Source organism: Micromonospora sp. NPDC051006 (assembly GCF_044456245.1).
GTDB lineage: Bacteria > Actinomycetota > Actinomycetes > Mycobacteriales > Micromonosporaceae > Micromonospora.
This window is the reverse complement of record NZ_JBITFP010000003.1, coordinates 405723-419849: the sequence shown is the minus strand read 5'-3', so window position 1 is coordinate 419849 and position 14127 is coordinate 405723. Positions and strand designations below refer to the sequence as shown.

Sequence of the window (14127 nt, the reverse complement as noted above, 5' to 3'; positions counted from 1 at the left end):
TTGCCCGAGGCGGGCCCGCCCGGCTCAGAGCTGGGCGGCGATCGCCTTGGCGCTCTCCACGTCCGGGCCGGGCAGCGGTACGAAGACGGTCCGCCGGTAGTACTCCAGCTCCCGGATGCTCTCCCGGATGTCGGCCAGCGCCCGGTGCGCCAGCCCCTTGGCGGGCTGGCCGAAGTACACCCGGGGATACCAGCGGCGGCACAGCTCCTTGATCGACGAGACGTCGATCATGCGGTAGTGCAGGTGGTTGTCGAGCCGGGGCATGTCCCGGGCGATGAAGCCCCGATCGGTGGCGATCGAGTTGCCGCAGAGCGGGGCGGAACGCGGGTCCTTCACGAAGGTGCTGACGTAGTCGAGCACCAGGTCCTCGGCCTCGGCCAGGGTCACCGCCGAGCGGCGGACCTCCTCGGTCAGCCCGGACTTGGCGTGCATCGTCTGGACGATCTCCGGCATCGCCGCCAGCGCCGCCTCGTCCGCGTGGATCACCACGTCGACACCGTCACCGAGCACGTTGAGATCCGGGTCGGTGACCAGAGCCGCGACCTCGATCAGCTTGTCCCTGCCGAGGTCCAACCCGGTCATCTCACAGTCGATCCAGACGAGGAGATCAGCCACCGGCACAGACTACGCGCAGCCCACGGTGCGCGGCTGCGCGCTCCTGGCGGAGCAGCCCGCTAGGGTTTCGGAGTGCCAGCCGAACCCGTCCCACCGCCCGCCGTCACCGACGACGATCCCGGTGGCCGTACGGTCCGTCGCCTCGTCACGCTGGTGGCGCTCGCCGCGGTGCTGCCCGCGCTCTACCTGCCTGGCCTGGTGCACGACTTCTTCGACCTGAAGATCTACATGCGGGCGATGCGCTGGTGGGCCGACGGGAACCCGCTCTACGACTACGTCCAACCGGATCGGGTCCAGGGCGAGCTCTACTTCACCTACCCGCCGTTCAGCGCTCTGCTGCTGCGACCGTTCGCCCTGCTCCCGCTCGGCGCCACTGTGGTGATCTTCACGATCCTCACCGGCCTGGGCGTGGTGCTGACCACCCGCTGGCTGCTCGGCCCGGTGATCGCTCGGCACCAGCTGCCCCGGGTGTTCACCGTCACCGTGGCGGTGCTGCTGGTGCTGGCCGTGGAGAGCACCCGGGAGACCATCACCTTCGGCCAGATCAACATGTTCCTGGTCGTGCTGATCCTGGCCGATTTGCTCTTCGCCGTACCGCAGGGGCGGCGCTGGGCCGGGGTCGGCGTCGGCCTGGCGACCGCGCTCAAGCTCTTCCCCGGCATCTTCATCGTCTACCTGCTGGCCTGCCGGCGCTGGTGGGCGGCGGCGGTGGCCAGTGCCACGGCAGCCGCGGCGACGCTGCTGGCGGCGGCGGTCGCGCCCGACGACTCGTGGCGGTTCTGGACGCGCGAGCTCTGGGACAACGACCGGGTCGGGCGCACCGACTACACCGGCAACCAGTCGCTCTTCGGCCTGCTCAGCCGGTTCACCGCGCCCGACAAGCCGGACCGGTTGCCCTGGCTGCTGCTGGTCGCCGTGATCGCCGGGTACGGGCTGTGGCGGGCGGCCCGCGCCGCCCGGGCCGGCGACCACCTCGCCGGCCTGACCCTGACCGGGCTGGTCGGCGGGTTGGTCAGCCCGATCACCTGGACACACCACCTCTACTGGTTCATCCCGGCGGTGGTGGTGCTCGCCGACGCGGCGGCGCGCACCGACCGGTCCACCGCCGAGGGTGCCCGGCGGCGGTACTGGCGGGCGACACTGGCGATCGGCACCGGCGCGTTGATCATCTACGGCGTCGTCTCGTTCTACGACTGGGGCGTGGCGCCCGCCCGCACGGACGATCCCGGCGAGTTCCTGGTCCGCAACACGTATGTCCTGCTCAGCCTGCTGCTGCTGGTGACGTTGCCGACGCGGCGCAACGACGGTCCGGGGGTGCCGCGCCGACCGGCGGCCGAGCCCGAGAAGTTGCACCAAATGGACACACGTCCCGAGTAGCCACGATCAGCGCTAATCTGGCCTCAACTACCTCAAGCGCATCTCGGGTAGCAGCACCGATCCCCCGGTGAAGGGTGGCCCTCCGCGTCGGCAGCGCGGAGGGCCACTCGCCTGTTGCGGCCGGCTCAGCCCGGCTGCCCGCCGTCGACCGGCCGACGCTCGGCCGACCGGGCGTCGTCACCGACCGGGCCGGCGGCGGCCGCGTCGGCGTCGGCGGCCGGGGTGGCCGGCCGGAGCCGACCGGCCGGGACCGGCTGGGGGGTGCCCTCCGCCGCCACCGGCGGCCAGGCCAGCGTGAGGGACAGCTCCGGTGGCGGTGCGGGCAGCGTCGCCGCGCCGCACCCGGGGTCCTTCGCGGTCGGTTCGGCCGCGACGAGGTCGGCCAGGCTGGCCGGCCGGCGGTCGGGCGACGCCCCGAGCGCGGCCCGGGACCGCTCGGTCGGGCCGGAGCCGACCGCGGCGAGCTGCCGCTGGGCCAGCACCACCCGGTCGTCGGAGCCGGTCGGCTGGGCGCCCAACCCGCTGAGCGAGCTGACGCCGAGCCGCCCGGCGAGCACCGGCACCTGGTCCGGCTCGACCACGAAGACCACCTCCCGGGGGCGCGCCGGACGGAGCAGCAGCAGCACGGCCAAGGTCACCAGCAGTACGCCGCCGGCCAGCAGGCCCCAGGTGGCCGGGGCGGTCCACCCGGCCCGCAACTCGGCGCGCATCTCCAGGTCGAAGTCCGGGCGGCCGTCCGGGCGCGTCACCACCAGGCTGAGCGAACGTCCGGTCAGCTCGTCGGGGGTCCACTCCAGCGCGCCGATCCCCTCCCGTACCCAGAAGGGGCGGCCGATCGGCGCGGCCTCGGCGGCCGGAGTCCCGGCGGGCAGGGCGGTCCCGCCTCCGTCCAGACGGATCGGCAGTGGACCGCGGGCCAGCGCCACCCGGCGCACGGCGTCGTGCGGGACGTGCTCCAGCCAGCGCCGCACCTCGTCGGTCGGGGCCAGGCCGACGAACGCCGGGCCGTCGGGCGTGCGGGCCTCCAGCCGGATCCGCTGCTGCCCGAACCGGGCGAACGGCGCCTCCCGCCGCAGCAGCTCGCCGAGGTCGGTGACGACCACCGCGTGCCCGGCGGTGTGCACGGTCTCGAACCGGGCGGTGAACGCGCCGCTGGGGTCGGCGTGCCGGGTGACCACCCCGAGCGCCCCGCCGACGATCAGCGTCGGCAAACCGATGATCAGCAACAGCATTCCGGCGATCGCCCGCACGAACCGCATCCGTTCCGTCCCCCTCCGTGGCCAGGTACCCGGCCGACCTTACCGACGCAGGCCGGCCGATCAGGGGATATCCACGGCACGCGATCGGTGGAAAGCCGCGGGCCCGCCGGTACAGATCCGGCGGGCCCGCTTGGTCGGTTCGGCTCAGGCCTTCGCGGCCGGCTCCCGCCGGGTACGCGCGAACGCCAGCCCGCCGAGCGCCAGGCCGCCGACGCCGGCGACCAGACCGGCGATGCCGAGCCCGGTGGCGAGGCCGTTCCCCTCGGCGTCGTCATCGTCATCATCGTCGGCGACGGGTCCGGCCGCCGCGGCGGGTGCCGTCGTCGGCGCGGCGGCGGTCAGGGTGAGCACCGGCGCCGGGTTCTCCGGCTCCTCACCGCCCGGGGTCGGCTCCTCGATCCACCGCGACACGTTGCCGTCCGAGTAGGTCTGCAGCGTCTTGAAGACCATCCGGTCCACCTGCGGCAGCGGCCCGAGGGAGACCGGGAACTCCTGGAACTGGCCCGGCTTGACCGCCGCGTCACCGGTCGCCGTCCAGGTCAGCTTCGACACCGCCTCGGTGAGCTGGCTGCCGTGCACCTCGATCGGCGGGTCCACCTTCCGCTTCTCCACCGCCACCGTCCAACCCGGCACGGGCATGGTCGAGACCGAGCCCACCGGGGCGTTCTCCGGCAGCACCACCTCCAGCTTGGTGGTCGACGCGGTGTCGCTCTCGTTCGGCACCCGGAACGCGATCCGGCCGTAGCCGCCCTGGGTCGCCTCCTTCGGGTTCACGGTGACGTGGGCCGAGGCGGGCGCGGCGAAGCCGAACACCGCGGTGGCGACGACGCCGAGCGCCAGGCCGGCAGCTGCCGTGGCGGTACGCCGGGTACGGATCATGGAGTCGGGACCTCTCTCTAACGGATCGGCACGGTGGCGGTCACCGTGGCCTGGTCGATGTCGGACGTCCGGGCGGTCAGCCGCAACTGCCAGTCCCCGGACGCGGGCAGGTTGATCTCGCCGGTCACGTGGTTGTCGGTGAGCGGCAGGAGCGGGATGTCGATCGGCTCGATCCCGGCCGAGGGCAGCGCGGCGGTGGCCCGCCACTCGACCACCGGCTGCGGGCGGTTGTCCTTCGTGTACGCGTACAGGTGCATCGAGTTGTTGCCCCGCTCGGCCGGGTCCAACTCGACCTGAATGTTGAGCAGCGGGCTCTCCAGCGTGGTGGTGAAGTAGCCGGCCTCGGAACCGGCCACGTCGACGGCGGTGCGGGCCGGCGGGGTCTGCACCAGGGTGGCGGAGAGGCCGAGCACCACCGCGGTGACCGCCAGCTCGACCCAGACGGCCCGGCGCACCGGCACCGGCCGCTGCGCCGCGACCCGCCGGCGCACCAACTGCCGGGAGTACGCGGCCACCGCGATCACCAGCACGAACAGGCCGATCTTGGCCAGCAGCAGCCGGCCGTAGGTGGTGTTGACCAGGGCGTTCGGGGTGGCCACCTCGATCAACGCCTGGACAGTGCCGGCGAGCAGCAGCGCGGAGACGGCCACCGCGGCCCAGCGGGACCAGATCGGCAGGATCGCGGTCAGCTCCCGCTCGTCGGCCCGGCGCAGCAGGAAGGCGGCGAGCATCAACAGGCCACCGAGCCAGACCGCCATGCTGCCCAGGTGCACCGCGTCGACGACCACGGAGACCGCCGGCGCCGGGGACGCCGCCGGGTGCCCAGCCAGCGGCCAGGTCAGCAGGCCGGCCACGCCGAGCACGGTGAGGATGATGCCGTCGGCGCGGCCGACCGGCCCGGCGAGCAGCGGCCGGAGCAGGAAGGCGGCCGCGGCCAGCAGGCCGAGCCGCACCAGGTGCGCGGCCCCGAAGGTGCTGCCCAGCACGCTGCTCAGGCCGGCGCCGGTGACGTCGAAGAGCCCACCACCGGCGGTGTACGGCACCTGCAACCACAGGTCGGCGAGGGTGGAGAGGGCGACCAGGCCCAGGCCGGCCCAGGCCAGCCGGGCCGGAGCGCGCCGGCTGAGCCGCCGCGGCCAGAGCGCGCCGAGCACCAGCGCCGGCCCGACCAGCAGCACCAGCCCGGCATAGCCGAGGAACTTGGCGACCTTCACCGCGGCGCCGACCACCGGGTCGGCCCGGCTGTCGTCGCCGGTGTCCACCGGAGGCGGCGACGGCGCGCCGACCGAGTAGGTGAACGCGCCGGAGACCGGATGGCTGTCGGCCGAGATGACCCGGTAACTGACCAGGTAGGTGCCACGCTCGCCGGCCGGGTCGACCGGAATGGTCACGACGGCGCCCTCGAAGGACGGCTCACCGCGATCGGCGCGGGAGCCGTCCGGCGCGATGACCCGGACCTTGTCGGGCACCTTCCGGACCGATTCGCTGAAGGTCAGCACCACCTCGGCCGGCCCGCTGGGCAGCACCGCCGACGCGGCGGGGCTGCTGCTGACCAGCACCGCGTGCGCGCTCGCGGGGCCGGCCGGGGCGATCAGGAGGGCGACGACGGTGACCAGCAGGCCGGCGGTGGCGCAGAGCCGGGCGAGCCAGCGACGAGGGGCAGCAGTCATGCCGATCATGCTCGCCGACGGAGACGGTATCCGACCACCCCTGCTCACCCGCGCCCCACGGCAAGCACCGGCGCCAGCGGCCGATCGACGTCCCGGCTGGCCCGGCCGAGCGCCCAGAGCAGGCCGGCCTGGACCACCGCGGCCAGATGACCGACCTCGTGCACCAACGCCGTGGTCGAGTTGGCGATGTCCACCGCGCTGGTGCCGGCGAGGCAGACCGCCAGCACCAGAGCCACCGGCACGAACGCGCGGGCGCGGTCGGGCCGCCAGGCGGCCAGCGCGAAGCCGACCGCCAACGCCACGTCGAACGAGGCCATCTCCCGGCTGGTGTGCGGGTCGACGCTGACGCCGAGGCCGGCGAGCAAGATGGGCAGGGCGATGGCGAGCTGGGCGACGGCAGCCACTCCCACCGCGACCCGGAGCACCTGACGGCGGGCCCGCAGCGTCGCCGCCGGCGTACGACCGGCGGCTTGCGGGTCGGCAGCCACCGCCGCCAGCACCGACGCGGTCAGGTCGGGCACCTGCACCGACTGCACCCGGACCAGCCGGGTCACCTGCTCGGCGCGGGCCAGCCAGGCGCGGCAGCCGGGGCAGCCCGGCAGGTGCCCGTCCAGCACCGCCGGCGCGACCTGCGGATCCTCACCGTCCAGCCGTGCCGACAGCGCCGCACGCACGTCGTCACAGTTCATGAGGGGGTAGTCGGTCCGGGCGCGAGAAAAGTTCCCGGCGTGGCGCAGACCATGGAAGGGTCCAAGGACCCTCCCGGCCCCTTTCGCGCCGCGTAACCTGGACTGTCGTGATCCCCGCACCGCGCCACACCGCCGCCGGCTCGGCCGACCCGGCTGATGGCGCTGCCCGGGATCCGGCCACCGAGTGGGCGCTGACCGCCCGCGACGGCGATCCCGCGGCGCAGGCCGCGTTCGTCCGGCTGACCCAGGTGGAGGTCTGGCGGTTCGCCGCCGCGCTGGTGGATCCGGACAGCGCGGACGACCTGACCCAGGAGACCTACCTGCGGGCGTTCCGGGCGCTGCCGACGTTCGAGGGCCGCTCCAGCGCCCGTACCTGGCTGCTCGGCATCGCCCGGCGGACCTGCGCCGACCACCTGCGGACGGTGGTCCGCCGCCGACGGCTCGACGCGCGGCTCGCCGCGAACGCCCACACCGACCGGCCGCACCCGGACCCGGCCGGGCAGCTCGGCGCGGCCGACCTGGTGCGCCGGCTCTCCGCCGAGCGGCGCGGCGCGTTCGTGCTCACCCAACTGCTCGGTCTCTCCTACGCCGAGGCCGCCGCCGTCGAGGGGGTGCCGGTGGGCACCATCCGCTCCCGGGTCGCCCGGGCCCGCGACGACCTCATCGAAGCCGTCAACGACGCGCTCGCCGGCTGACCGGGCGGAACTTCCGGTGGCGACGGGACGACCAATGACCGTGACAACACCCCGCATCCGGGCCGCGGGCTGGCCCGCCGTCCGCCCCTGGCTCGGCGTCGCCGCCCGGCTGGGCCTGGCCGCCGTCTGGCTGCTCGCCGGGGCGTCGAAGGTCGACGACCTGGCCGCCTCCGGCCGCGCGGTGAACGCCTACCAGCTCCTGCCGTACGACGTGTCGACGGTGGTCGGCGCGGCGCTGCCCTTCGTCGAGCTGGCGCTGGGGGTGCTCCTGCTGCTCGGCCTGGCCACCCGGCTCAGCGCGGGCGTCTCGGCGGCGCTGCTGGTGGTCTTCATCGCCGGCATCGCCTCGGCCTGGGCCCGCGGCCTCGCCATCGACTGCGGCTGCTTCGGCAGCGGCGGGCAGCTCGCCGAGGGGCAGGCGCCGAGCTACCTCCCGGAGATCCTCCGGGACCTGGGATTCCTGGTGTTGGCGGCATTCCTTTTGATCTGGCCCCGCACGCCCGTCTCGGTGGACGGCTGGTTGACGGGCGAACCCGTCGTGGAGGACGAGGATGAGTAGTCGCAAGGGGCAGAAGGGTGCCGCCCAGGTGGTCCGGCAGCAGCTGGCCCGGGAGCGGCGGCGCCGGCGGACGATCTGGGTGTCGGCCGCGGCGGTGGTCGTGCTGGTGATCGCGGGCCTGATCGGCTGGAGCGTCTGGTCCAGCCAGCGGTCGGACGATTTCACCCCGCCCACCGGGTCCGCCGAGAACGGCACCGGGGTGGTGGCCGGCTCCGGGCCGGTGACCGTCGACATCTACGAGGACTTCCTCTGCCCGGTCTGCAAGCAGTTCGACCAGACCAGCGGGGCCACCATCGACCAGCTGATCAGCGAGGGGAAGATCCGGGTGGTCTACCACCCGGTGGCCTACCTCAACCGCTTTTCCAGCACCGAGTACTCCACCCGATCGTCGGCCGCCTCCGGCTGCGCCGCCGAGGGCGGCAAGTTCCGGGAGTACGCGAAGGCCCTCTTCGAGCAGCAACCACCGGAGGGCAGCGCCGGGCTCACCGACGACCAGCTGATCGACATCGGCGCCGGTGTCGGACTGGACCGCGACGGGTTCGGCAACTGCGTACGCGAGGGCACCTTCAAGCCGTGGACCGAGCACGTCACCGAGCAGGCGAGCCGGAACAACATCACCGGCACCCCCACGGTGATCATCGACGGTGAGCAGGTGAGCAACCCCAGCCCGGAGGCGATCAGGGCAGCGGTGGCGGCGGCCGGCAAGTGATCCGCACCCTGCTGACCCGCGCCGGTCTGGTGGCCGCGGGCGTGCTCACCGCCACCCTCGCGACCGCCACCCCGGCCGCCGCGCACGGCGCCGACGCGCCGGACGGCACCGACTACCGCACCACGGTGAGCGGGATCACCCCGGCCCGGGACGGGCTGAGCGTCCGGGTGGTCGAGGCGGGTGCACGGCTGGAGCTGACCAACCGCACCGGGCGGCCGGTCGAGGTGATCGGCTACTCCGGCGAGCCGTACCTGCGGATCGGCCCGGACGGGGTGTTCGAGAACGCGCACTCCCCCGCCACGTACCTCAACCGCACCATCGCCGGGGAGACCACGCTGCCACCGGAGGCCGACCCGGCCGCGGCGCCGTCCTGGCGGCGGGTGGCCGACGGACCGAGCGTGCGCTGGCACGACCAGCGCGCGCTGTACCGGGAGTCCGCCCCGCCCAGCGCGGTCCGGGCCGCCCCCGAGCGGGAGCACCGGATCCGGGACTGGGCGGTCCCGCTGCGCGACGGTGCCGACCCGGTGGAGATCCGCGGCGCCCTGGACTGGGTGCCGCCGCCGGACGCGTACACCTGGTGGGCGATCGCCACGGTCGGCCTGCTCGCCGTCGGCGCGGTCGGGTTGCTGGCCGCCGGGTCGGTGCCCGGCGCCCGGGCGCTCGCCGGACTCGGCGCGCTGCTCGTCGCCGGAGGCGCGGCAGCGGTGGTCTACACGGTGGGCCGGGAGCTGGACGCCGGCGCGCAGGGGGTGGGCGGGGTGCTGCTGGGGCTGCTCGGCGGGCAGATCTGGGCGCTGCTCACCGGCCTCGGCGCGATCGGGGCGGGTGGCTACGCGCTGGCCCGCCGGCCCGCCGCCGATTTCGCCGTGGCGCTGGCCGGCGCCTGCCTGGCGCTCTTCGCCGGGGTGGCGAACGCCGCCGTCTTCGCCCGCTCGGTCGCGCCGGTGCCGTGGCCCGCCACGTCGGCCCGGGTGCTGGTCGCGATCGTCCTCATCGCCGGTGCGGGCGCTACCGCCGCCGGCGTCCTGCGCCTGCACGCCGCCCGCACCCCCACGGCCACCCGGGTCTGAGCGGCGCGGTCAGCGCCCGGCCACCGCCCGGGGATCGAAGCCGTAGGGAAGTTCGAGGCGGTGCCGGGCCAGCAGGTCGGCGTCGGCGAGCAGGTCCACGGTGGGGGCGTCGGCGACGATCCGGCCGCCGTCGAGGATCACCGAGCGGTCGCAGAGCTCCGCCGCGTACGGCAGGTCGTGGGTCACCATCAGCAGGGTCACCGGCAGGTCGCGCAGGATCTCGGCCAGCTCGCGCCGGGCGGCCGGGTCGAGGTTCGACGACGGCTCGTCGAGCACCAGGATCTCCGGGTGCATGGCGAGCACGGTGGCCACCGCCACCCGGCGGCGCTGCCCGAACGAGAGGTGGTGCGGGGCCCGGTCCCGGTGCGCGGACATTCCGACCGCCGCGAGCGCCTCGTCGACCCGGGCGGCCAGCTCCGCGCCGCGCAGCCCGAGGTTCGCCGGGCCGAACGCCACGTCCTCGGCGACCGTGGGCAGGAAGAGCTGGTCGTCCGGGTCCTGGAAGACGATGCCCACCCGGCGCCGAACCTCGGCGAGCGTCGCCCGGTCCGGGGTGACGGTCAGCCCACCGACGCTCACGCTCCCCTCGGTCGGTGTGAGGATGCCGTTGAGGTGCAGCACCAGGGTGGTCTTGCCGGCGCCGTTCGGACCGAGCAGGGCCACCCGCCCGCCGCGCGGCACGGTGAGATCCACCCCGTGCAGGGCGTGGTGACCGTCCGGGTAGGCGTAGCGAACCCCGGTGACGTCCAGGCTGGGAGCTGTCGACTGCACGTCGCCGATCATCCCAGCACGACCGCGGTGGCGGCGATGGCGGTCGCCAGGGCCGGCACGGTGGCTGCGACCAGCCACTGCCCGGTGGTGGCCGCGCCGGCGCCCTGCCAGACCGCGGGCATCCGACCGGAGTAGCCACGGGAGAGCATCGCCAGGTAGACGCGCTCGCCGCGCTCGAAGGCCCGCAGGAAGAGCGCGCCGACGCCGGCCGCGAAGCCGCGCAGCTGCCAGAGGAAACGCGGGTCGTCGCCCCGGGAGATCCGGGCCACCCGCATCCGCCGCGCCTCGCCCACCAGTACGTCGAGGTAGCGCAGCATGAAGGTGGCGATCTGGGTGAGCACCTGGGGGCAGCGCAGCCGGTCCAGGCCGACGATCAGGTCCCGGGTGGTGGTGGTCGCGGCGAGCAGCAGCGAGACGAGCACCCCGAGGGTGCCCTTCGCCACGATGTTCCAGCTGCCGTAGAGGCCGTCCACCGAGAGGTGCAGGCCGGCCACCTCGACCCACTCCCCGGCGCCGAGGAACGGCAGCGCGACCGCGAAGAGCAGGAACGGCAGCTCGATCAGCGCCCGGCTGAGCAGCCAGCGCGGGCCCACCCGGGCCAGCGCCGCGACCGCCGCCACCAGCAGGGCGTACCCGCCGAAGGCCCAGAACACCTCACGCGGGGTGGCCACGACCGCGATGGTGAAGACCACCATCGCCACGATCTTGACCTCGGGTGGGAGCCGGTGCACGGGCGACCGGCTCTCCCGGTACAGCACGTGCCCGTGCCCGGCTCCCATCGCCGTCAGTTCCGGTCGGCGGAGCCGCCGGCCGCGCCGGCCGCCGCCCCGGTGCCCGCCGGCGCCGCCGTCGGGTCGTCGCCGGTGGTCGTCGCGCCGTTGCCGGCCGTCGCGCCGGTGCCCGGGGAACGGCGGCGGAGCAGCCAGAAGGCACCGGCCCCCACCGCGAAGGTGAGCAGCACGCCGAGGACCCCGGAGAGCCCGGTGGAGAGGAAGGCGTTGTCGATGCCGCGTACGCCGTAGTCGGCGAGCGGGCTGTCGGCCAGCTCGTGATCCTTGGCCTGCTGGGCCGGGCAGCTGCCGCCGGTGATGTTGTCGTCGGCGTCGACGGTGCAGCCCTTGAGCAGAGAGGAGTCGAGGCCGTCCGGGTGGGACGAGGCGTAGTTGCTGACCACGCCGGCGAGCAGCAGCGCGACCAGCAGGCCGCCGACGACGAACATCCAGGGACGCTTGCTCACCGGGCACCTCCGACGGCCGGGACGGCGGGCGCGGCGACCGGGCGCAGCCCGCGCAGCGCGTAGACGAGATCGGGGCGGACCTTGGCGACGGTGACCACCGTGGTCGCGGTGATCAGGCCCTCGCCGATGCCGATCAGCAGGTGCGCGCCGGCCATCGTGCCGGCCAGGCCGGCCAGGTTGCCGCCCAGGTCGGTGGTGCCGCCCAGCCAGTACTGCAGGACGAAGCCCTGCGACGCGACCAGCACGCTGAGCACGGCGGAGACGAAGCCGGTCACCGCGAGGCCGCCGGGCGTGCGGGGCAGCACCCGCAGCAGCAGCGCGATCAGCAGGTACGCCGCGGCGGTGCCGATCAGCGCCATGTTGGTGATGTTGAGGCCAACCATCGCCACGCCCCCGTCACCGAAGACCAGCGCCTGCACGACCAGCACCACCGCCACGCAGAGCGCGCCGACCCAGGGGCCGACCAGCATCGCGGCGAGCGCACCGCCGAGCAGGTGACCGCTCACCCCGGCGGTGAAGATCGGGAAGTTGAGCATCTGCACGGCGAAGATGAACGCGGCGACCAGGCCGGCCATCGGGGCGAGCCGATCGTCCAGGTCCCGCCGGCCGCGCAGCACGCAGATGGTCATGGCGGCCAGTGCGAGCGCCGCGAAGACCGCGGCCACGGGACCGTTGATGATCCCGTTCGAGATGTGCATCGCCAGGGTTTCCACGCGACCTCCCACGCGTCGGCGGGGCCCTCCGCGCCGGCGGACTCAGACTATTTCCCGAACCTTTCTCTTGCAAAGAGTTGGCATTAAGCGATGGCGTTGATCACGGGCCCACCGCGTGCCGGGGCCGGCCCGTCGACCCCCAGCGGCGGTAGGGTCGGGGCCATGACCGCTCCCGACCGCCTCTCCCCCGGTGACCCGGCACCCGAGTTCAGCCTCCCGACCGACACCGGCGCCACGCTCTCCCTGGCCGACCTGCGCGGCCGCACGGTCATCCTCTACGCCTACCCAGCGGCGATGACCCCCGGCTGCACCAAGCAGGCCTGCGACTTCCGCGACTCGCTCGCCTCACTCCAGGCCGCCGGCTACGAGGTGGTCGGCATCTCGCCGGACAAGCCCGAGAAGCTGGCCAAGTTCCGCGAGCGGGACGCCATCACCTTCCCGCTCGTCTCGGACCCGGACAAGGCCGTGCTCACCGCCTACGGCGCCTACGGCGAGAAGCAGCTTTACGGCAAGACGGTGACCGGGGTGATCCGCTCGACCTTCGTCATCGACCCGGACGGAAAGGTCGAACGGGCGCTCTACAACGTCAAGGCCACCGGGCACGTCGCCAAGCTCCGCCGCGACCTGGGCCTCGACTGACCCCACCGCACCGGGCGGGCACATCTCGGCGCCCGGCCCGACACCGGTACGCCCCTGACACGGGACGCCGGCCCCGCGACCGCCGCGGGCCGACGCTCTAGACTCAGCGGGTCGGCGGGAGTGGCGTAATGGCAGCCGCGGTAGGTTTAGGTCCTATTGTCCGAAAGGACGTGGGGGTTCGAATCCCCCCTCCCGCACCACAGCGCCCTGTCACGAGGGTCACTATCGCGGGTCAGCACGGCTACCGCCGTAACAGGATGGCGGGCGTGAGTTTGCGTTTCGTCCTCGACCCCGCCCTGACTCCCGAGCTGCGCGAACGGATCGTCGCGCTGTGGACGGACGTCTCCAACGCCGGCGGGGCGGTCGGCTTCGTGCCACCGGTCACCACCGACGACGTCCGTACCCTCGCGGGCCCGGCGTTCGCCGCGATCTCCGACGGGCCGGACCGGTTGCTGCTCGGCTACGCGGGCGATCAGCTCGTCGCCGCGCTGATCCTCACCGACAACCGGTTCAACCTCAAGGCGCACTGGTGCGTGCTCAAGCGGGTGATGGTCCACCCGGACACCCAGGGCAAGGGGTACGGGCTCGCGCTGATGCGCGAGGCCGAGCGCCTGGGCCGGGAGCTGGGTCTGACGGCGCTGCACGTCACCCTGCGGGGCGGGCTAGGGCTGGAGAACTTCTACCAGCGGCTCGGCTACCGGGAGGTCGGCCGGCTGCCCGGCGCGCTGCGGGTCGGCCCCGGCGACGACCGCGACGAGGTCCTCATGTGGCTCGACCTCGTGCCCGCCACGGCCGCCGCCGACCGGCCCTGACCGAAGCCGGGCAACCGGCCGTAGCCGCGGCCGGACCCGGGCCGGCGTCGCGGCCGTAAGCGCTGGGTGGTCAGCTCAAGAGAGCGTCGACCCGGTGGCGCGCTGCCGCAGCCGACCGGCGGCGACCGTGGTCAGCGAGCGCAGCGGCTCCGCCAGCTCGGGACGGCCGCGGAGCTTCTCCTCCAAACGGACCCGCCACAGCCCGGCCTCGACCAGGCCGGGCTGCTGGTCGGTCGCCCAGCGCAGCCGCTCGCGCGTCTGGCCGAGCAGCGCCTGCCAGGCCGGGCCGAACAGTTCGCCGATCTCCGAGCTGAGCACGTTGAACAGGTCATCGTCGTGGACCGAACCGACGAACACCCGGGCGGTGTCCCAGGCCACCCGAGGCTGATGCAGCACGGTCATGTCGCCACCTCCGGCTCGATGTTGAGACCAT

General features: G+C 74.0%; 17 protein-coding genes and 1 tRNA gene. 8 read left to right on the top strand and 10 right to left on the bottom strand.

Annotated features, from left to right (window positions below; translation table 11 throughout):
• Window positions 1–24: 24 nt before the first annotated feature.
• Complete coding sequence (orn, locus tag ACIBBA_RS08295; RefSeq protein WP_396695002.1) at window positions 25–621, bottom strand: oligoribonuclease; 597 nt, start codon at window positions 619–621, stop codon at window positions 25–27.
• A 66-nt stretch (window positions 622–687) separates the two neighbouring features.
• Here orn and ACIBBA_RS08290 point away from each other — a divergent pair, with 66 nt between their 5' ends.
• Entirely contained in the window at window positions 688–1992 is a 1305-nt protein-coding gene (locus tag ACIBBA_RS08290) for a glycosyltransferase family 87 protein (protein WP_396695000.1), read from the top strand.
• Window positions 1993–2117: 125 nt separating this feature from the next.
• On the opposite strand, the gene ACIBBA_RS08285 is transcribed toward ACIBBA_RS08290, so the two are convergent.
• The 4 genes from ACIBBA_RS08285 to ACIBBA_RS08270 all read right to left on the bottom strand — a co-directional run bounded on the left by ACIBBA_RS08285 (window position 2118) and on the right by ACIBBA_RS08270 (window position 6474).
• Complete coding sequence (locus ACIBBA_RS08285; protein ID WP_396694998.1) at window positions 2118–3251, bottom strand: hypothetical protein; 1134 nt, start codon at window positions 3249–3251, stop codon at window positions 2118–2120.
• Window positions 3252–3395: 144 nt separating this feature from the next.
• Entirely contained in the window at window positions 3396–4130 is a 735-nt protein-coding gene (locus ACIBBA_RS08280; RefSeq protein WP_396694996.1) for a YcnI family protein, read from the bottom strand.
• Window positions 4131–4147: 17 nt separating this feature from the next.
• Window positions 4148–5809, bottom strand: coding sequence for a copper resistance CopC/CopD family protein (locus ACIBBA_RS08275; RefSeq protein WP_396694994.1), 1662 nt, complete (start codon window positions 5807–5809; stop codon window positions 4148–4150).
• Between the two features lie 35 nt (window positions 5810–5844).
• Window positions 5845–6474 (bottom strand): zf-HC2 domain-containing protein, encoded by a 630-nt coding sequence (locus tag ACIBBA_RS08270; RefSeq protein WP_396694992.1) that lies wholly within the window; start codon window positions 6472–6474, stop codon window positions 5845–5847.
• A 122-nt stretch (window positions 6475–6596) separates the two neighbouring features.
• Here ACIBBA_RS08270 and ACIBBA_RS08265 point away from each other — a divergent pair, with 122 nt between their 5' ends.
• Genes ACIBBA_RS08265 through ACIBBA_RS08250 form a run of 4 tightly spaced genes read left to right on the top strand, consistent with a single transcriptional unit; the run spans window position 6597 to window position 9522 of the window.
• Window positions 6597–7184, top strand: a complete 588-nt coding sequence (locus ACIBBA_RS08265; RefSeq protein WP_396694990.1) for a sigma-70 family RNA polymerase sigma factor — start codon at window positions 6597–6599, stop codon at window positions 7182–7184.
• A 34-nt stretch (window positions 7185–7218) separates the two neighbouring features.
• Complete coding sequence (locus ACIBBA_RS08260) at window positions 7219–7743, top strand: MauE/DoxX family redox-associated membrane protein (protein WP_350869321.1); 525 nt, start codon at window positions 7219–7221, stop codon at window positions 7741–7743.
• A complete protein-coding gene (locus ACIBBA_RS08255) occupies window positions 7736–8452 on the top strand; it encodes a DsbA family protein (RefSeq protein ID WP_396694988.1) in 717 nt (238 codons plus the stop codon). The genes ACIBBA_RS08260 and ACIBBA_RS08255 overlap by 8 nt, the downstream gene beginning before the upstream one ends.
• The gene (locus tag ACIBBA_RS08250) at window positions 8449–9522 is read left to right on the top strand and encodes a hypothetical protein (RefSeq protein ID WP_396694986.1); all 1074 of its coding nucleotides are present in this window, start codon (window positions 8449–8451) and stop codon (window positions 9520–9522) included. The genes ACIBBA_RS08255 and ACIBBA_RS08250 overlap by 4 nt, the downstream gene beginning before the upstream one ends.
• Before the next feature lie 9 nt (window positions 9523–9531).
• Here the strand turns inward: ACIBBA_RS08250 and ACIBBA_RS08245 are convergent, their stop codons facing one another.
• The 4 genes from ACIBBA_RS08245 to ACIBBA_RS08230 are packed head-to-tail and all read right to left on the bottom strand — an operon-like array spanning window position 9532 to window position 12243.
• Window positions 9532–10305, bottom strand: a complete 774-nt coding sequence (locus tag ACIBBA_RS08245; protein ID WP_396694984.1) for an energy-coupling factor ABC transporter ATP-binding protein — start codon at window positions 10303–10305, stop codon at window positions 9532–9534.
• Complete coding sequence (gene cbiQ, locus ACIBBA_RS08240) at window positions 10302–11072, bottom strand: cobalt ECF transporter T component CbiQ (RefSeq protein WP_396694982.1); 771 nt, start codon at window positions 11070–11072, stop codon at window positions 10302–10304. The genes ACIBBA_RS08245 and cbiQ overlap by 4 nt, the downstream gene beginning before the upstream one ends.
• A gap of 5 nt (window positions 11073–11077) precedes the next feature.
• The gene (locus ACIBBA_RS08235) at window positions 11078–11530 is read right to left on the bottom strand and encodes a PDGLE domain-containing protein (RefSeq protein WP_396694980.1); all 453 of its coding nucleotides are present in this window, start codon (window positions 11528–11530) and stop codon (window positions 11078–11080) included.
• Window positions 11527–12243, bottom strand: coding sequence for an energy-coupling factor ABC transporter permease (locus ACIBBA_RS08230; protein ID WP_396694978.1), 717 nt, complete (start codon window positions 12241–12243; stop codon window positions 11527–11529). Before ACIBBA_RS08230 ends, ACIBBA_RS08235 begins: the two co-directional genes overlap by 4 nt.
• Window positions 12244–12405: 162 nt before the next feature.
• Here ACIBBA_RS08230 and bcp point away from each other — a divergent pair, with 162 nt between their 5' ends.
• From bcp to ACIBBA_RS08215, 3 genes are all read left to right on the top strand, one after another.
• Window positions 12406–12882, top strand: a complete 477-nt coding sequence (gene bcp, locus ACIBBA_RS08225; RefSeq protein ID WP_396694976.1) for a thioredoxin-dependent thiol peroxidase — start codon at window positions 12406–12408, stop codon at window positions 12880–12882.
• Window positions 12883–12996: 114 nt separating this feature from the next.
• A tRNA-Leu gene (locus tag ACIBBA_RS08220) sits at window positions 12997–13082 on the top strand.
• Window positions 13083–13148: 66 nt separating this feature from the next.
• Window positions 13149–13694, top strand: coding sequence for a GNAT family N-acetyltransferase (locus tag ACIBBA_RS08215; protein ID WP_350869305.1), 546 nt, complete (start codon window positions 13149–13151; stop codon window positions 13692–13694).
• Window positions 13695–13769: 75 nt separating this feature from the next.
• On the opposite strand, the gene ACIBBA_RS08210 is transcribed toward ACIBBA_RS08215, so the two are convergent.
• Window positions 13770–14096: a hypothetical protein gene (locus ACIBBA_RS08210; protein WP_396694974.1), complete on the bottom strand. Its 327-nt coding sequence runs from the start codon at window positions 14094–14096 to the stop codon at window positions 13770–13772.
• Between the last annotated feature and the right edge of the window lie 31 nt (window positions 14097–14127).